Genomic DNA, 16,306 nt, shown 5'->3' on the forward strand with positions numbered 1-16,306 from the left:
GCCGTGCGTACGCCCACTGGTGCGAACCGCCGAGTGACTACGTACTGCAACGGTGCTATCTCCCACAGTACGAGGACTGCATCTCCCCTCTTCCCACTGGTACCACCCATAACTACTCTGGGGATACACGTGTGCCGGTGGAGTCACCGGAGGGGAAGCCGGTGCCTTGCACACGGGTTAAGGGTCGGGTGATGGTCATGAGTTCCGTCGAGCGCCCCCTGCAGGAAGTCGTCTTCCTGACCGTGGCCGAGGTCGCCGCGGTCATGCGGGTGTCCAAGATGACGGTGTACCGGTTGGTGCACAGCGGAGAGCTGCCGGCCATCCGGGTCGGACGGTCCTTCCGGGTGCCCCAGCAGGCGGTGCACGAGTACCTCAAGGAGTCGTACGTGCGGCTCGAGAGCGCGTAGCCGACGGGCCGGGCGGGGGCGCGTCCGCAGCCGTGGACGCGCCCCCGTTCGCCCCGGATTCCCCGGGAGTTTCCCGGCTGCCGGGAGTGCGATTTACAGCCCCGGCCACGCGGACGGTAGGCTAGGCCCTCACGTCAGTCGTATGGACTCCGTCTCTCACGGACGAGAGTCTCAGTGAGCGAGGGTTGTTCCGTGGGCTCTGTCATCAAGAAGCGTCGCAAGCGTATGGCCAAGAAGAAGCACCGCAAGCTTCTGAAGCGGACCCGCGTTCAGCGTCGCAACAAGAAGTAAGCGCCCCCGGCCGCGCCCAGCGCGCCCAGCGCTTCCACCGCCCGTCCCGGCCCCAGTGGCCGGGGCGGGCGGTGTCGTTTCACCGCCTGGCGGGGCGTCGCGGTACGGTGCACGCAGGCCGCTCGGGTCGAGGGAATGGGGTGCAGCACCGTGGGCGTGGTCGTGCTCGTCACCGGCGTGGCACGCCATCTCGGTGCCCGCTTCGCCGCCGAGGTCCGTCGTCGGCCGGGGGTGGACCGGGTCGTCGGCGTGGACGTGCAGCCGCCGCGGCTGCCGGTCGAGGAGCCGGACGGCCCGGCCGCGCCGTACACCTTCCACCAGCTCGACCTGCGCCGCCCGGCGGTGTCCCGGGTGATCGCCGAGCACCGGGTGGACACCGTGGTGCACCTCAGTGTCAGTGCCACCGGGCTGGGCTCCACCAACCGCTCCGCGGTGAAGGAGTCCAACGTCATCGGCACCATGCAGCTGCTCGGCGCCTGCCAGAAGGCCTCCGGGGTGCGCCGGCTGGTGGTGAAGTCCACCACCGGCGTCTACGGCTCCGCGCCCCGCGACCCGGCGGTGTTCAGCGAGCGGATGCAGCCGAAGGACCCGCCCGGCGGCGGCTTCGCCAAGGACGCGGCCGAGGTCGAGGGCTACGTGCGCGGCTTCGCCCGGCGCCGTCCGGACGTCGCGGTCACGGTGCTGCGCTTCGCCAACATCGTCGGCCCGGGCGCGGACACCCCGCTCAGCGAGTACTTCGCGTTGCCGGTGCTGCCGACGGTGCTCGGCTACGACCCCAGGCTGCAGTTCGTCCACGAGGACGACGCCGTCGCGGTGCTCTGCCGGGCCGTCGACGAGCCCGAGCCGGGCACCGTCAACACCGGCACCTTCAACGTGGCGGGGGAGGGCGTGCTGCTGCTCTCCCAGTGCGCCCGCCGGCTCGGCCGCCCCACCGTGCCGCTGCTGCTGCCCGCGATCAGCTGGATGGCCTCGCTGGCGCGGCAGACCCGGCTGGTGGACGTCTCACCGGAGCAGCTGCGGCTGCTCACCCACGGCCGGGTGGTGGACACCGCCCGGTTGCGGGAGGTGTTCGGCTACCGCCCGGCGTTCACCACGCCGGAGGCCTTCGCCGACCTCGCCGCCGCCCAGGGCCCCGGCCTGCTGCCGCCCGAGCGGCTGTCCGCCGTCACCGACCGGCTGGCCGCCCTGCTCGGCCCGGAAGCCCCGGCCGCCGTGACCGCCGCCGTACCGAACCGCCCCCACCGCCCGAGGAGCTGACCCGCGATGAGTGCCGCCGCCGAGAACGCGCCGGGTGAGGCCAAGGTCATCCCGATCGAGTCCGCCCCCAGCTGGAGTTCTCCGGAGGGCCCCGGCCTGGCCGACCGGCTCGCCGGAGCCGTCGGCGGGGCGCTGTCCGGGCAGCTCGGCCCGGCGGCCACCCGGCTGTTCGGCAAGGGCTGGGAGGCCCGGGCCACCGAGGGGCTGGCCTTCCTGCGCCGCCGGATCACCGGCGACTACGAGGTGGACGAGTTCGGCTTCGACCGGGAGCTCACCGAGGAGGTGCTGCTCTCGCTGCTGCGACCGCTGGCCGAGAAGTACTTCCGGATCGAGGTCCAGGGGATCGAGAACATCCCGGCCGAGGGTGGCGCGCTGGTCGTCGCCAACCACTCCGGCACCCTCCCGCTGGACGCCCTGATGACCCAGGTGGTCATCCACGACCACCACCCGCACCACCGGCATCTGCGGATGCTCGCCGCCGACCTGGTCTTCGTGCTGCCGGGCGTCAACGAGCTGGCCCGCAAGGCGGGTCACACCCTGGCCTGCAACGAGGACGCCCAGGCGCTGCTGGAGCGCGGCGAGGTGGTCGGGGTCTGGCCGGAGGGCTTCAAGGGCATCGGCAAGCCGTTCTCCGAGCGCTACAAGCTCCAGCGCTTCGGCCGCGGCGGCTTCGTCTCCTCGGCGCTGCGGGCGAAGGTGCCGATCGTGCCGTGCTCGATCGTCGGGGCGGAGGAGACCTACCCGATGATCGGCAACGTCAAGACGCTGGCCCGGCTGCTCGGCCTGCCGTACGTGCCGATCACGCCGACCTTCCCGTGGCTGGGGCCGCTCGGCATGCTGCCGCTGCCGACCAAGTGGACGATCCGCTTCGGCGAGCCGATCGCCACCGACGGCTACCCGGCGGAGGCGGCGGACGACCCGATGCTGGTCTTCGACCTGGCCGACGAGGTGCGCGAGACCATCCAGCACACCTTGTACCAGCTGCTGGTGCAGCGGCGTTCGGTGTTCTTCTGATCCGACGTGACGGTGCCCCCGGCGGAGCGGACTCCGCCGGGGGCACCGTCACACCGCCTCGCTCAGCTGCCGCCGAGGATCCGCAGCCCGGGCAGCAGACCGGGGATCAGCGGGGGCACGTCCACCCCCTGCTGGGCGCCCGTCGGCGCGCTGGCCGGGCCGGACGGCGGCTGCGGCACCTGCGGCGGGGCCGCGTCGGTGCTCGGCGAGGGCTTGCCCGCGCCGGAGAGCCCGCTGGTGAGGCCGCCGACCAGCCCGTTGACCGCGTCCGGGGCGTTGCTGGGCAGGGTGCTCGGCAGGCCGGCGCCCTTCCCGTTGCCGGCCGTGCTGCCGGTGCCGGTGGCGGCCGGGGCGTGGTCGGTGCCGGGGCGGTTGCCCGTGCTGCCCTGGGACTGCCCGGAGCCGGGCGCGGCGCCGGTGCCGTTCGTGCCGGAGCCGTCCGGGGAGCCGCCGGGCGAGGAGGACGAGTCGTCGCCCGCTCCGGTGCCGGCCGGGTCACCGCTCTTGGCGGGGGGCTGGGCCAGGCGCAGGGGCGCGACGTCCTCGCTTATGGCGTCGAAGAGCTGGTCCACCAGGTGCGCCTGCTGGGTCAGTTGGACCGGCAGGCGACCCTGCAGCTCGCTCCAGCGGCCGTCCTCGTCGTGGGCGAAGCCGGCCAGCGCACGCATCGGCTCCAGCGAGCCGTTGCTGCGGTAGACCGAGCGCAGCAGGTCGCGGCCCCTGAGGGCGTCGGCGTGCATGTCGTCCAGCGCCCGGCGCACCCGGTCGACGGTGGCCGGGCTGAGCGCGGTGGCCGAACCGGGCTGGCCGACCAGGGCGTTGGCCTCGCCGAGCCGCGTGGCGGCGTTGTCGAGCAGTAGCCGGCCGCGTTCCGAGTCGGAGTCCGCGAGATCCAGCCGGAGCCCTTCGAGGCCACGCTTCATGCCGTAGAGCGTGTCCCCGGGGAGGGCACTGGAACTCGCGGCGGCGGCCCCGGCCAGGCTGCCGACGGCGAGCCCGGCGACCAGCCCGCCGATCGCGAAGCGGCGGCTCCACCGGCCGCGCGGCGCCGTCCGGATGGTCCGGTGGCGGCGCTGGCGGGGCACCGCGGCGCCCGGCCCGCCCGCGAAGGCCTGCTCGAACGCCGCCATCAGCTGGGCCCGTTGGACCGTCCGGACCTCCCGGTCCAGGGCCGGTCCGGGCAGTGCCCCCAGTGCGTCGGCCAGGCCGACCAGTTCGGCCATCGCGACCGAACCCGCTTCGGTGGAAGCGGCGTTGGCCGATTCGGCGTTGGCCGCGCGGCGTTGCTCCGCCTGGTGGGCCTCCAGCGCCTCGGCGAAGGCCTTCGCCCGCCGGTGCTCCAGCACGTTTGCCGTCACGGGCCACACCTCCCTTCGTCGTTGTCGACACCCCGGCCTGCCGGACGGTTGCCCCGGCGGGCCAAAGCCACTCCATCGGGTGACAGGTCGCAATTCGGCTTGACCGTACGCCTGGTGGGGGCTTGCACGCTGGCCAACGAGCGGTGCGGGCGGTCGGTTACGCACGGCTGATCATCGGACCGACCGTTCACCCGGACGTGTCGGTCGGGTACGAGCGGTGACGGACCTCCGGGCCGTCGCCGGACCAGGGCCCGTCCGGGCCCTGCCACCCCCTCGGTCACCGCCGCCTCACCGGGCGTCGGGCGGGAGGAGCCGGGCCAGGGTGCGGACGGCGCGGTACTGGAGGGTCTTGATGGCGCCCTCGTTCTTTCCCATGATCCGGGCCGTCTCGGCCACCGAGAGCCCCTGCAGGAAGCGCAGCGTCACGCACTCCTGCTGCTGCGGGTTGAGCCGGCGCACCGCGTCCAGCAGGGCGGCGTTGGAGAGCGACTCCAGCACCGACTCCTCCGGGCTGCGCTCGCACTCGTTGGAGTCGAGCATCTCGCCGGTGGTGACCTCCAGCCGGAACCGGCTGGACTTGAAGTGGTCGGCGACCAGGTTGCGGGCGATGGTGACCAGCCAGGCGCCGAAGTCCCGTCCCTGCCAGGTGAAGGTGCCGATCCGGCGCAGCGCGCGCAGGAAGGTCTCGCTGGTGAGGTCCTCGGCGGTGGCCCGGCTGCCGACCCGGTAGTAGATGTAGCGGTAGACGGTGTCCGCGTAGTGGTCGTAGAGCCGGCCGAAGGCCTCGCTCTCGCCCGCCTGGGCCCGCTCGACCAGCTCCATGATCGGGTTGTGCTCGGTCTCGAAGCCGGGGCTCGGCGCGGTGCGGGCGCGGCTGCGGCCGATGCCGGTGGTTCCGGTGCGGCCGCGCGAGCCGGTGCCGGTGGAGCCGGCGGCGGTGGTGCGCAGCGCCAGGCCGGGGCCGTGCTGGTGGCCGAACGGCACACCGGCGGGCACGAGTTGGGGCGAGGCGGCGAGCTGGCTGCGGAGCAGGGTGCGCAGCAGGTCCAGGCCGGTGGAGATCTGCCGCTCGGCGGTCGGCCGGCCGCCGAGGCCGGTGCGGGGGCGCAGGGGCGCGGACGACGGGCGGGAGGGTGCAGGCGCGTCGTTCCGGACGGGTGGGTACACGGGACTCCCAGAGGCAGAACTGTGGACGGATCACCTCCGCCTGCGCGGAGAGCACTCCCCATGGCACCCGTTCGAGCGGGGATGCATGGGTGACGTGCATCCAGGAGAGAATAACGCTTTGTGCAATGACAGCTACACCGTGTGGTCGAAGTGGTCGTTTGGGATCCATTGGTTGTGCATATTCGGCTGACACTGACCGGAGATGTCATCGTTCATCCGGCTCAACGTGACCGTTCGGGCGCCCAGGGTGACCAATTCGGCGGTGCTGGGGGCGGTTTCCCAGCCTTGAAGCCCGGCAACCCCCGACTTTCCCGGCTTGGCGAACGATCAGAACCGGTCGCCGGGGAACAAGTTCGTGCAACCGGCTCGGACGGCCTTCTGCGAACAGGGAGTTCGCTCGTACGAGGGGCCAGGTCAGGCCGCCGATTGACACCTCATCACCCGCGCGGGGGAGGGGCAGAAACGGTTCCCCGCGCGGGAGTGGAACCGGCTCCGGCCCCGGTTCGGGCGTGGCTCAGCCGCGGACGCGACGGCGCCGCAACGCCACCGCGGCGGCCGTCGCGCCGGCCGCCACTCCGAGCGCGGCCGCCGCCGGCAGCCCCACCCGGGCCGCCTTGCGCCCGGTCCGGAAGTCGCGCACCCGCCAGCCCTGCGCCCGGGCGTGCCGCCGCAGCGCGCCGTCCGGGTTCACCACGTACGGGTGGCCGACCAGCGAGAGCATCGGGATGTCGTTGGCCGAGTCGCTGTACGCGGCGCAGCGGTCGAGGTCCAGCCGCTCCCGCCGGGCCAGCGCGCGCACCGCGGCGGCCTTGGCCGGGCCGTGCAGCAGGTCGCCGACCAGCCGTCCGGTGTAGTGGCCGTCCCGGGCCTCGGCGACGGTGCCGAGCGCGCCGGTCATGCCGAGCCGCCGGGCGATGATCCGGGCGACCTCCAGTGGGGCGGCGGTCACCAGCCAGACCCGCTGGCCCGCGTCCAGGTGCATCTGGACCAGCGCGCGGGTGCCGGGCCAGATCTTGTCGGCGACGACCTGCTCGAAGACCTCCTCGCAGATCGCCTCCAGGTCTGCGGTGCGCTTTCCGGCGACGATGCCGAGGGCGGTGTTGCGGGCGTCCGAGATGTGGTCCGGGTCCTCGGTGCCGTGCAGCCGGAACATGGCCTGCTGCCAGGCGAAGCGGGCGATGTCGCGGCGGGTGAGGAAGCCGTGGCGGTAGAGGCCGACGCCGAGGTAGAAGATCGCCGCGCCGCGCAGGATGGTGTTGTCGCAGTCGAAGAAGGCGGCGGCGCGCGGGTCGTCCCGGTCGGGGGTGTGGTTCTCGGTCGGCGCCTTGGGAGCCTTCCCGGGCTTGCCGGTGGCGAGGGCCTCGGTCGCGGTGCCCGCCGCGGTCGCCGTCCCGGGCCCGGTGGCGCCCGCCCCGGGGGCGTCCGTCGTGAGGGGGGCCAGCGGTTCGGCGCGCAGCGCGGCCTCGGCGGCCGCGGCGGCGGCCTCGCCCGCCAGGGCGCTCCGCTCGGTGGTGGAGCGCCTCGCCTGGGTGAGCCTTCGGAGCACGGCCATGTCATCGAGCATATCCAGCCGGGCGGGGAGCGGCCGTGACGGAGCAGTGCCCGTGCGGTGAACAGTCCCCCGCCCGGCCCTGGGCGCCGCGTCCCGGCCTGCCCCGGAAGTTGCCCCGGAGGCGAGGGGGCGAGTCCCCGCCCCGAGTCGAAGGGGTGCGCCGGTGCCGAGAGGGAGGAGTGACAAGTGAGGGACGAGCGCCGGAGCGACGAGTGTCGGCGCCGCCCCGGAAATTGCCCGGAGGCGAGCGGGCGAGTCCCCGCCCCGGGCCGAAGGGGTGCGCCGGTGCCGAGAGGGAGGAGTGACAAGTGAGGGACGAGCGCCGGAGCGACGAGTGTCGGCGCCGGGTCGGGAGCGCCCCGGAGGCGAGCGGGCGAGTCACAGTGGCGCACAATGCCGGGGTGAGCCCTCTGCTGCGACGTAAGAGCCCCGAGCCGGCGGACCGTACCGTGACCCTGGTCGCCAAGCCCGGCTGCCACCTGTGCGACGAGGCGCGGGAGGTGATCGTCCGGGTGACGGCGGAGCTGGGCGCGGCCTTCGAGGAGAAGGACATCACCCAGGACGAGGAGCTGTACCGCCGCTACTGGGAGCAGATCCCGGTCACCCTGGTCGACGGCCGCCAGCACGACTTCTGGCGGGTCGACGAGAGCCGGCTGCGCAAGGCCCTGGGCGCCTGAGGAACCGTTCGTCCGAGTGTCACCGCCCCCGCCGACCGGCGGGGGCGGTTCGCCGAATCGTTGCCAAAGACACTCCGTTCCGGCTTGGGGCGGGGCGCCTGGGTCGGCTTACGATCGAACGCGTTTGCGCCCGTGGGGGGCTGAGCACACGAGGAGTGCCGCCATGCTTCCCCGCCCGACCCCCGCGACGTCCGAAGCCCTGCCCGGTGGCCGGGGCTTCGCCGTGGTGGACGTCGAGGCGACCGGCCGCAGCCCGTGGCGGCACCGGGTGGTCGAGGTGGCGGTGGTGCTGCTGAACGAGCGGCTCCGCCCCGAGGGGGAGTTCGCCACCCTGCTGGATCCGCTGGGCCCGGTCGGTCCGACCCATGTGCACCGGATCCGCCAGGCGGACGTCGAGGGCGCCCCGCGGTTCCGGGAGATCGCCCCGCGACTGCTGGAGCTGCTGGCGGGCCGGGTGCTGGTCGGCCATCACGTCAGCTGCGACCACGCCTTCCTGGACCGCGAGTTCGCCCGGATCGGGGTGCCGCTGCCCCCTGTCCCGGTGCTGTGCACGATGCGGCTGGCCCGTGCCCACCTGCCGGAGGTCCGCGGCTACGGGCTGGCGGCCTGCGCGGAGGCGGCCGGCCTGGGCTGGTACCCGGCGCACACCGCGCTCGGCGACGCCCGGGTGACCGCCGAGCTGCTGCGGCACTGCGTGGGCGAGCCGTCCTGTCCGCCGGACGACTGGGCCGGCCCGCTGCGCGAGGCCGCCCGGGTTCCCTGGCCGAGGCTGGGCCGGGCCCGTTCCCGCCCGTCCGGGGGCCCCGTCCCGCTGCTGCGCCGGGAGGCGCCGTACGGCCCCTGGCTGCCGGGTTCCGCGGCCCCGGAGCTCGTCCTGACGCAGGCCGGTGCTATGTGTTCGACGGCGTGATGCGCATCACTGTGTGGGGACAAATCGGACACCATCTTTGTGCACACGTTCACAAACGCTTAGCCTGGCTGCCAAAGCCCAGCTTCACCCACAGGAGCACCGTGGCAATCGGCCGATCACCACAGAGCAGTTCGCAGACGCCTGACCAGGGCGCCGCGCGCCGACCCTCGCGTGCCCGGGGCATCCCGGAGGCGACCGTCGCCCGGCTCCCCCTCTACCTGCGGGCCCTCACCGCACTCTCCGAGCGCTCGGTGCCGACCGTCTCCTCCGAGGAGCTGGCCGCCGCGGCCGGCGTGAACTCGGCCAAGCTCCGCAAGGACTTCTCCTACCTCGGCTCCTACGGCACCCGCGGCGTCGGCTACGACGTCGAGTACCTCGTCTACCAGATCTCCCGCGAGCTCGGCCTGACCCAGGACTGGCCGGTCGTCATCGTCGGCATCGGGAACCTCGGCCACGCCCTCGCCAACTACGGCGGTTTCGCCTCCCGCGGCTTCCGGGTCGCCGCCCTGTTGGACGCCGACCCGAACGTGGTCGGTTCCACCGCGGCCGGGCTGCCGGTGCGCCACATGGACGAGCTGGAGTCGATCGTCGAGAGCCAGCACGTCTCGATCGGTGTGATCACCACCCCGCCCGGCGCCGCCCAGCAGGTCTGCGACCGGCTGGTCGAGGCCGGCGTCACGAGCATCCTGAACTTCGCCCCGACCGTGCTGACCGTTCCGGACGGCGTGGACGTGCGCAAGGTGGACCTCTCCATCGAGCTGCAGATCCTCGCCTTCCACGAGCAGCGCAAGGCCGGGGAGGAGCCCGACCGCACCGAGTCCGTGCTGGACCGCGCCCCCGGCCCGGTCCGGGCGGCCGCGGCCAAGCTGCGCCGGGCGGCCGGCGGCAACGGCAAGGGCCGCGTCGTCGCCGAGCCGGTGGCCAAGGACCAGGCCGAGCAGGCCGGCAAGGGCAAGACCGCCAAGGGCGGCGAGGGCGAGCTGTCCGCGGTGATGCCCGCATGAACACCGAGAGCTGTGGGGGGCGGGCATGAGTCTTCTCGTCGTCGGACTGAGCCACCGGACGGCACCGGTCGGCGTTCTGGAGCGCGCCGCGCTGACCGGTGAGGTCCCGACCCGGCTGCTGCACGACGCGGCCGCCTCCTCGACCGTCGCCGAAGCCGCCCTGCTCAACACCTGCAACCGGATCGAGCTGTACGCGGACGTGGACAAGTTCCACGCCGGCGTCGCCGAACTGTCGCTGCTGCTGGCCCACCACAGCGGTGTGGACCTGGAGGAGCTGACCTCCCACCTGTACGTCCACTACGAGGACCGCGCCGTCCACCACCTGTTCTCGGTGGCCTGCGGCCTGGACTCGATGGTCGTCGGCGAGGGCCAGATCCTCGGCCAGCTGCGCGACGCGCTGGCCAAGGCGCAGGACGAGCACACCGCCGGGCGCGGCCTGAACGAGCTGTTCCAGCAGGCCCTGCGGGTCGGCAAGCGGGCGCACAGCGAGACCGGCATCGACAAGGCCGGCCAGTCGCTGGTCACCTTCGGCCTGGAGCAGGTCGCGGCGGGCGCGGGCGAGATCGCCGGCAAGCGCGCACTGGTGGTCGGAGCAGGCTCGATGAGCTCGCTGGCCGCCGCCACCCTGGTCCGCTCCGGCGTCACCGACCTGCTGATCGCCAACCGGACGCCGGCCCGCGCCGAGCGCCTGGTGGAGATCCTCGGCCCGGACGCGGCCCGCACCCTGGACCTCGCCAAGGTGCCGGAGGCGCTGGCCGACGTCGACCTGGTGATCTCCTGCACCGGCGCGGCCGGCGTGGTGGTCCGGGCCGAGGACGTGGCCGCCGCGGTCGCCACACGTACGGCCGACACCCCGCTCGCCCTGCTCGACCTCGCCATGCCGCGCGACGTCGACCACGCCGTGCACGAGCTCGACGGCGCCCTGCTGGTCGACCTGGAGAGCCTCTCCCACGCGCACGCCGCCAGCCCCGGCGCCGGCGACGTCGACGAGGTCACCCGGATCGTCGCCGACGAGGTCACCGCCTTCGGCGCCGCCCAGCGGGCCGCCCGGATCGCGCCGACCGTGGTCGCGCTGCGGGCGATGGCCTCCGACGTGGTCGCCGCCGAACTGGGCCGGCTGGACTCCCGGCTGCCCGACCTCGACGAGCGCTCCCGCGCGGAGATCGCCCAGACCGTCCGGCGCGTCGTCGACAAACTGCTGCACGCCCCGACCGTCCGGGTGAAGCAGCTGGCCGCCGAGCCCGGCGGAGCCTCCTACGCGGACGCCCTGCGTGAGCTGTTCGACCTCGACCCGGCGGCCGTGCACGCCGTGTCGGGCACGCCCGTCGGCGGCCGGCCCCAGCCCCCGGGCGGGGGCGTCAGATGAACCGTCAGCCATCCCACGAGTACCACCGGGACGATCACCTCATGAATGGTCAACCGCTCACCGAGCAGGCTCCGGCCGCCGCCCTGCGGCTCGGCACCCGGCGCAGCGCGCTCGCCATGGCCCAGTCGGGCATGGTCGCCCGCGAGGTGACCAGGCTCACCGGCCGCCCCGTCGAGCTGGTCGAGATCACCACCTACGGAGACACCTCCCGGGAGGCCCTCGCACAGATCGGCGGCACCGGCGTGTTCGTCTCCGCGCTGCGGGACGCCCTGCTGGAGGGCCGGATCGACTTCGCCGTGCACTCGCTCAAGGACCTGCCGACCGCCGCGCCCGAGGGCCTGGCGCTGGCGGCCGTCCCCGAGCGCGAGGACGCCCGGGACGCCCTGGTCGCGGCCGAGGGCCTGACCCTGGACGAGCTCGTCGAGAAGCTGGCCGGCGCCGGCCGCGCGGCCCGGATCGGCACCGGCTCGCCGCGCCGGATGGCCCAGCTGAACGCCTGGGCCCGGGCCCGCGGGGCCCAGCTGGAGACCGTCGCGATCCGCGGCAACGTGGACACCCGGATCGGCTACGTGACCGGTGGCGAGCTGGACGCCGTGGTGCTGGCCACGGCCGGCCTCAACCGGCTGGGCCGCGGCGCCGAGATCTCGCAGCACCTCGACCCCGAGCTGATGATCCCGGCCCCCGGCCAGGGCGCGCTCGCGATCGAGTGCGCCACCGCCGACGCCGATCTGACCGCCGCGCTCGCCGCGCTGGACCACGCCCCCACCCGGGTCGCCGTGGCCGCCGAACGCGCCCTGCTGGCCACCCTGGAGGCCGGCTGCTCGGCTCCGGTGGCCGCACTGGCCACCTGGAGCCCGGAGAACGAACTGCAGCTGGACGGTGTGGTCGGAGACCCCGACGGCGCCGCCCTGCTGAAGATGTCCGCCAACGGTCCGATCGTCCTCGACGAGACCGCCGAGCAGCAGGCGCGGGCCCTCGGCCACGCGCTCGCGGCCCGGCTGCTCGACGCGGGCGCGGCCACCCTGATGGGGGAGCGAGCCCGATGAGCCCCACCGCCGCCACCGACGCCCTGTTCCCGGCCGGCCAGCCCACCGGACGGTGCACCTTCCTGGGGGCGGGCCCGGGGGACCCGGGCCTGCTGACCCTGCGCGCGGTCGAGGTGCTGTCCTCGGCCGACGTCCTGGTCGCCGACCCGCTGACCGCCGCGGCCGTGCGCACCCACTGCCCGGCCGGCGTGCAGGTGCACTCCCCGGTCGCCGAGGGCAGCGACTTCGACCTGGCCAAGCTGGTCGCCGAGGCCGTCCGGGCCGGCAAGCACGTGGTCCGCACCGTCGACGGCGATCCGGGCCTGGACGGCTGCGCCGCCGAGGAGATGCTCAGCTGCGCGGGCGACGGGATCCCCTTCGAGGTGATCCCGGGCGTCGCCCAGTCGGTCGGCGTCCCGGCGTACGCGGGCGTCCCGCTGCGCGGCGCGGCCGGCACCGACGTGCGCTTCGTGGACGGCGCCCAGCTGCTGTCCGGTGCCCCGGTCGACCTGGGCGCGCCGGAGACCACCCTGGTGGTGCGCACCACCCTGGGCCAGCTGCCGGCCACCGCGAACGCGCTGGTCTCCAACGGCCGCAAGCCGGACTCGGCGCTGAGCGCCACCCTGTCCGGCACCACCACCCGTCAGCGCACCTTCACCTCCACGCTGTCCACCATCGCGGCCGACCTCAAGGCCGCCCGGGTGCTGCCCTCGCCGGTGTCCGCCCCGGTGGACCCGGCGACCTCGGTGATAGCCGTGGTGGGCGAGCAGGTCGCCCACCGGGCCTCGCACTCGTGGTTCGAGACCAAGCCGCTGTTCGGCTGGAACGTCCTCGTGCCGCGCACCAAGGAGCAGGCCCACGGCCTGTCCGAGCAGCTGCGCTCGTACGGCGCGGTGCCGCAGGAGGTGCCGACCATCGCGGTCGAGCCGCCGCGCACCCCGCAGCAGATGGAGCGGGCCATCAAGGGCCTGGTCACCGGCCGGTACGAGTGGATCGCCTTCACCTCGGTGAACGCGGTGCGTGCCGTCCGGGAGAAGTTCGAGGAGTACGGCCTGGACGCCCGGGCGTTCGCCGGGATCAAGGTCGCGGCGGTCGGTGAGACCACCGCGCAGGCGCTGGTGGACTTCGGTGTGAAGCCGGACCTGGTGCCCTCCGGCGAGCAGTCCGCGGCCGGGCTGCTGGAGGACTGGCCGCCGTACGACCCGGTCTTCGACCCGATCGACCGGGTCCTGCTGCCGCGCGCCGACATCGCCACCGAGACCCTGGTGGCCGGCCTGGTCGAGCTCGGCTGGGAGGTCGACGACGTGACGGCGTACCGGACGGTGCGCGCCTCGCCGCCGCCGGCCGAGACCCGCGAGGCGATCAAGGGCGGCGGCTTCGACGCGGTGCTGTTCACCTCGTCCTCGACCGTCCGGAACCTGGTCGGCATCGCCGGCAAGCCGCACAACGTCACGGTCATCGCCTGCATCGGCCCGGCCACCGCCAAGACCGCCGAGGAGCACGGCCTGCGGGTCGACGTGATGGCCCCGGCGCCGTCGGCGGCCGCGCTGGCCCAGGCGCTGGCAGACTTCGGAGCCAAGCGCCGCGACGCCGCGACGGCCGCGGGCGAGCCGGTCTACCGGCCCAGCGAGCGCCGTCCGGGATCCCGCCGCAAGGCCCGCTGAGGACCCCAACCATGGTGCTGGGGGCGGCGGTTCGCCTCGCCGCCCCCAGCACTGCACAACCGTTCGGAGAGAGAAGCCGTGTCCGCTGAATTCCCGTACGTTCGCCCCCGCCGTCTGCGCCAGAGCCCGGCGATGCGCCGGCTGGTCGCCGAGACCCGGCTGCACCCGGCGGAGCTGATCCTGCCCGCCTTCGTCAGCGAGGGCATCGCCGAGCCGAGGCCGATCACCTCGATGCCGGGCGTGCTCCAGCACACCCGGGACAGCCTGCGGAAGGCCGCGGTGGAGGCCGCCGAGGCGGGCGTGGGCGGCATCATGCTCTTCGGCCTGCCCGAGGTGAAGGACGCCGTCGGCTCCGAGGGCACCAATCCGGACGGGATCCTGCAGCAGGCCATCCGCGACGTGGTCGCGGAGGTCGGCGACCGGCTGGTGGTCATGTCCGACCTCTGCCTGGACGAGTTCACCGACCACGGGCACTGCGGCGTGCTGGCCGAGGACGGCAGCGTGGACAACGACGCGACCCTGGCGCGCTACGCCGAGATGGCCGTGGTCCAGGCCGAGGCCGGCGTCCACGTGGTCGGCCCGTCGGGGATGATGGACGGCCAGATCGCCGTCATCCGCCGGGCGCTGGACGAGGCCGGGCACCAGGACGTCAGCGTCCTCGCCTACACGGCCAAGTACGCCTCCGCGCTGTACGGCCCCTTCCGCGAGGCCGTCAACTCCTCGCTCAAGGGCGACCGCAAGACCTACCAGCAGGACCCGGCGAACGCCCGCGAGGCGCTGCGCGAGCTGGAGCTGGACCTCGCCGAGGGCGCGGACCTGGTGATGGTCAAGCCGGCCATGCTGTACCTGGACGTCCTGCGGCAGGTCGCCGATGCCTCGCCGGTGCCGGTGGCCGCGTACCAGATCTCCGGCGAGTACTCGATGGTGGAGGCGGCCGCCGCCAACGGCTGGATCGAGCGGGAGCGCACCATCCTGGAGACGCTCACCTCGATCCGCCGGGCCGGTGCCGAGCAGATCCTCACCTACTGGGCGGTCGAGGCCGCCCGGATGCTCAAGCAGCAGTAGGCGCACGGAAGGCCGGGTCCCCGCCCAGTGCGGGGGCCCGGCCTTCCGGTTCTCGCTACTTCCAGCCCTTGATGTGGGCGAAGCCCTCGCCGCCGCCGACCAGGTCGGTCGCGGTGGCGGCGCCGCCGCCCCCACCGCCGGCGACGATGTCGGAGGTGTGGGCGACACCGCCACCGCCGCCCGCCAGGAACGGCTGGTCGGCGGAGGCGACGATGCCGCCGCCGCCCTCCAGGCCGACGTGCGCGAACGCCGGGGTGGCGGCACCCGCGAGCGCCAGCGCGGCGGCGGCGGTCAGGGCGGTCTTGGCCAGCTTGCTCTTCATGGATCTGCCCTCTCTGTGGGAGCGCCCCGCGGGCGCTCGGCCTCTGACTGGTGTTCTGACTCGTGCTCTGACTCGGTCAAGCCCGGAGGGCCCGGGGAGACCTTCCTCCCCGGGCCCTCCGTCCGTGCCACGCCCCTTGATCAGCCGATCAGGTGCGAGACGCCACCGTCACCCGTGGACTGGGTGTTCTGGCCGACGTTGCAGTACTGCTTCGGCATGTTGTTCAGGACCGGCACCTCGACCGGCACCGCGACGCCGGCGACGGCGACGGCGATGTTGTGGATCTCCGGCACGCAGATGTTCGGGTTGTCCAGGGCGTGGTAGTTCGCGCTGCCGTTGCCGTGGGTGCCGGTCTGGTTGGTGCCGCCGTTGCCCTGGACGGTGGTGGCCGCGCCGTCCGCGTCGGCGATGGCGGAGGCCGAGCCGGCGGACATCGCGATGGCGGCGGCGGCCAGGCCGGCGGCAGCGAGGGTCTTCTTGATCATTTCCGGTTTTCCTCTCAGGGGTGAATCGGGGAGCGATTCGGGGTGGTTCGGGGGATCGGTGCGGGGGAGGGCTGTGGGGCCGTCAGCCGATCAGGTGGGACACGCCTCCGTCGCCCGTGGACTGGGTGCCCTGGCCGACGGTGCAGTACTGCTTGCCGCCGGTGTTGGCGACCGGGACCTCGACCGGGACGGCCACGCCGAGCACCGCGACGGCGATGTTGTGGATCTCCGGCAGGCAGACGTTCGGGTTGTCCAGGAAGTGGAAGTTCGGGCTGTTGTTCCCGACCGTCCCGGTGAAGTTGGTGCCGCCGTTGCCCTCGATGGAGGCGGCACCACCGTCCGCGTTACCGATGGCCGAGGCGGGCGCGGCGGCACCGGCCAGCGCGGCGACGGCCAGGCCGGCGGCGGCGAAGGACTTCTGGATCATGGATAGATCCCTCTCTGAAATGCTTTCGGTTTCCGTGCGTAGCAACGCGTCGAACGCTCAGACCCGGTCTGCAGTCACTGACGTCCAGATCAAAGAATGACGGCACGGAAGGTTACGGGGATTTTTGAAAAGAGTCCGGGAGGCGCGTCCGGGAATGGTTTCCGGTCGGATTATTGGGCCGAATCGGGTAACGCCCGCAATCCGAACTCATGGTCACTCGTTGCGCAGATTGCTTTCCGGCTGCGGCCCCGCAGCCCTCCCCGATGGATCTCCGGTACTGGACCTCCAGGACGCCCCAGTACGGACAGGCAGAAC

At 73.5% G+C, this 16,306-nt stretch carries 17 protein-coding genes; 11 read left to right on the forward strand and 6 right to left on the reverse strand.

Features of this window, described 5'->3' with window-relative positions; all coding sequences use genetic code 11:
• Positions 1–197 precede the first annotated feature (197 nt).
• From BOQ63_RS25730 to BOQ63_RS25745, 4 genes are all read left to right on the forward strand, one after another.
• The gene (locus BOQ63_RS25730; RefSeq protein WP_045699258.1) at positions 198–407 is read left to right on the forward strand and encodes a helix-turn-helix domain-containing protein; all 210 of its coding nucleotides are present in this window, start codon (positions 198–200) and stop codon (positions 405–407) included.
• Positions 408–599: 192 nt separating this feature from the next.
• Positions 600–698, forward strand: a complete 99-nt coding sequence (locus BOQ63_RS25735; RefSeq protein WP_003948845.1) for a 30S ribosomal protein bS22 — start codon at positions 600–602, stop codon at positions 696–698.
• Between the two features lie 150 nt (positions 699–848).
• Positions 849–1,955: an NAD-dependent epimerase/dehydratase family protein gene (locus BOQ63_RS25740; protein WP_030284319.1), complete on the forward strand. Its 1,107-nt coding sequence runs from the start codon at positions 849–851 to the stop codon at positions 1,953–1,955.
• A 6-nt stretch (positions 1,956–1,961) separates the two neighbouring features.
• A complete protein-coding gene (locus BOQ63_RS25745) occupies positions 1,962–2,969 on the forward strand; it encodes a lysophospholipid acyltransferase family protein (protein WP_030284317.1) in 1,008 nt (335 codons plus the stop codon).
• Positions 2,970–3,031: 62 nt separating this feature from the next.
• Here BOQ63_RS25745 and BOQ63_RS25750 read toward each other — a convergent pair whose 3' ends face one another.
• The 3 genes from BOQ63_RS25750 to BOQ63_RS25760 all read right to left on the reverse strand — a co-directional run bounded on the left by BOQ63_RS25750 (position 3,032) and on the right by BOQ63_RS25760 (position 7,046).
• Positions 3,032–4,327, reverse strand: coding sequence for a DUF5667 domain-containing protein (locus tag BOQ63_RS25750; protein ID WP_150476121.1), 1,296 nt, complete (start codon positions 4,325–4,327; stop codon positions 3,032–3,034).
• 288 nt (positions 4,328–4,615) lie between these two features.
• Positions 4,616–5,437 carry an ECF subfamily RNA polymerase sigma factor, BldN family gene (locus BOQ63_RS25755; protein ID WP_046386058.1) on the reverse strand — a complete coding sequence of 274 codons (822 nt, stop codon included), beginning with the start codon at positions 5,435–5,437 and terminating at the stop codon, positions 4,616–4,618.
• 571 nt (positions 5,438–6,008) lie between these two features.
• Entirely contained in the window at positions 6,009–7,046 is a 1,038-nt protein-coding gene (locus tag BOQ63_RS25760; RefSeq protein ID WP_030284311.1) for an HAD family hydrolase, read from the reverse strand.
• 401 nt (positions 7,047–7,447) lie between these two features.
• Between BOQ63_RS25760 and BOQ63_RS25765 the strand changes: the two genes are divergently transcribed.
• The 7 genes from BOQ63_RS25765 (at position 7,448) to hemB (ending at position 14,757) form a co-directional block, all read left to right on the forward strand.
• Complete coding sequence (locus BOQ63_RS25765) at positions 7,448–7,723, forward strand: glutaredoxin family protein (protein WP_030284308.1); 276 nt, start codon at positions 7,448–7,450, stop codon at positions 7,721–7,723.
• Between the two features lie 163 nt (positions 7,724–7,886).
• Positions 7,887–8,633: a 3'-5' exonuclease gene (locus BOQ63_RS25770; RefSeq protein ID WP_046386054.1), complete on the forward strand. Its 747-nt coding sequence runs from the start codon at positions 7,887–7,889 to the stop codon at positions 8,631–8,633.
• Between the two features lie 101 nt (positions 8,634–8,734).
• Positions 8,735–9,637: a redox-sensing transcriptional repressor Rex gene (locus BOQ63_RS25775; protein WP_030284305.1), complete on the forward strand. Its 903-nt coding sequence runs from the start codon at positions 8,735–8,737 to the stop codon at positions 9,635–9,637.
• A gap of 25 nt (positions 9,638–9,662) precedes the next feature.
• A complete protein-coding gene (locus tag BOQ63_RS25780; protein WP_072655040.1) occupies positions 9,663–11,003 on the forward strand; it encodes a glutamyl-tRNA reductase in 1,341 nt (446 codons plus the stop codon).
• A gap of 41 nt (positions 11,004–11,044) precedes the next feature.
• On the forward strand, positions 11,045–12,049 hold the full coding sequence (gene hemC, locus BOQ63_RS25785) for a hydroxymethylbilane synthase (RefSeq protein WP_030284301.1): 1,005 nt from the start codon (positions 11,045–11,047) through the stop codon (positions 12,047–12,049).
• The gene (locus BOQ63_RS25790; protein ID WP_030284299.1) at positions 12,046–13,692 is read left to right on the forward strand and encodes a bifunctional uroporphyrinogen-III C-methyltransferase/uroporphyrinogen-III synthase; all 1,647 of its coding nucleotides are present in this window, start codon (positions 12,046–12,048) and stop codon (positions 13,690–13,692) included. Before hemC ends, BOQ63_RS25790 begins: the two co-directional genes overlap by 4 nt.
• Positions 13,693–13,770: 78 nt before the next feature.
• On the forward strand, positions 13,771–14,757 hold the full coding sequence (hemB, locus tag BOQ63_RS25795; RefSeq protein WP_030284297.1) for a porphobilinogen synthase: 987 nt from the start codon (positions 13,771–13,773) through the stop codon (positions 14,755–14,757).
• A 55-nt stretch (positions 14,758–14,812) separates the two neighbouring features.
• Here the strand turns inward: hemB and BOQ63_RS25800 are convergent, their stop codons facing one another.
• The 3 genes from BOQ63_RS25800 to BOQ63_RS25810 form a co-directional block, all read right to left on the reverse strand.
• Complete coding sequence (locus BOQ63_RS25800; protein WP_030284294.1) at positions 14,813–15,079, reverse strand: hypothetical protein; 267 nt, start codon at positions 15,077–15,079, stop codon at positions 14,813–14,815.
• 140 nt (positions 15,080–15,219) lie between these two features.
• Positions 15,220–15,564 (reverse strand): hypothetical protein, encoded by a 345-nt coding sequence (locus BOQ63_RS25805; protein ID WP_030551600.1) that lies wholly within the window; start codon positions 15,562–15,564, stop codon positions 15,220–15,222.
• An 82-nt stretch (positions 15,565–15,646) separates the two neighbouring features.
• Entirely contained in the window at positions 15,647–15,991 is a 345-nt protein-coding gene (locus tag BOQ63_RS25810; protein ID WP_037829602.1) for a hypothetical protein, read from the reverse strand.
• Positions 15,992–16,306: the final 315 nt, after the last annotated feature.

Source organism: Streptomyces viridifaciens (assembly GCF_001888885.2).
Lineage (GTDB): Bacteria > Actinomycetota > Actinomycetes > Streptomycetales > Streptomycetaceae > Kitasatospora > Kitasatospora aureofaciens.

Coding starts and splice junctions, on each gene's coding strand:
- BOQ63_RS25730 (WP_045699258.1), top strand. CDS start 198: ATGAGTTCCGTCGAGCGCCCCCTGCAGGAAGTCGTCTTCCTGACCGTG.
- BOQ63_RS25745 (WP_030284317.1), top strand. CDS start 1,962: ATGAGTGCCGCCGCCGAGAACGCGCCGGGTGAGGCCAAGGTCATCCCG.
- BOQ63_RS25760 (WP_030284311.1), bottom strand. CDS start 7,046: ATGGCCGTGCTCCGAAGGCTCACCCAGGCGAGGCGCTCCACCACCGAG.
- BOQ63_RS25770 (WP_046386054.1), top strand. CDS start 7,887: ATGCTTCCCCGCCCGACCCCCGCGACGTCCGAAGCCCTGCCCGGTGGC.
- BOQ63_RS25780 (WP_072655040.1), top strand. CDS start 9,663: ATGAGTCTTCTCGTCGTCGGACTGAGCCACCGGACGGCACCGGTCGGC.
- hemC (WP_030284301.1), top strand. CDS start 11,045: ATGAATGGTCAACCGCTCACCGAGCAGGCTCCGGCCGCCGCCCTGCGG.
- BOQ63_RS25790 (WP_030284299.1), top strand. CDS start 12,046: ATGAGCCCCACCGCCGCCACCGACGCCCTGTTCCCGGCCGGCCAGCCC.
- BOQ63_RS25800 (WP_030284294.1), bottom strand. CDS start 15,079: ATGAAGAGCAAGCTGGCCAAGACCGCCCTGACCGCCGCCGCCGCGCTG.
- BOQ63_RS25805 (WP_030551600.1), bottom strand. CDS start 15,564: ATGATCAAGAAGACCCTCGCTGCCGCCGGCCTGGCCGCCGCCGCCATC.
- BOQ63_RS25810 (WP_037829602.1), bottom strand. CDS start 15,991: ATGATCCAGAAGTCCTTCGCCGCCGCCGGCCTGGCCGTCGCCGCGCTG.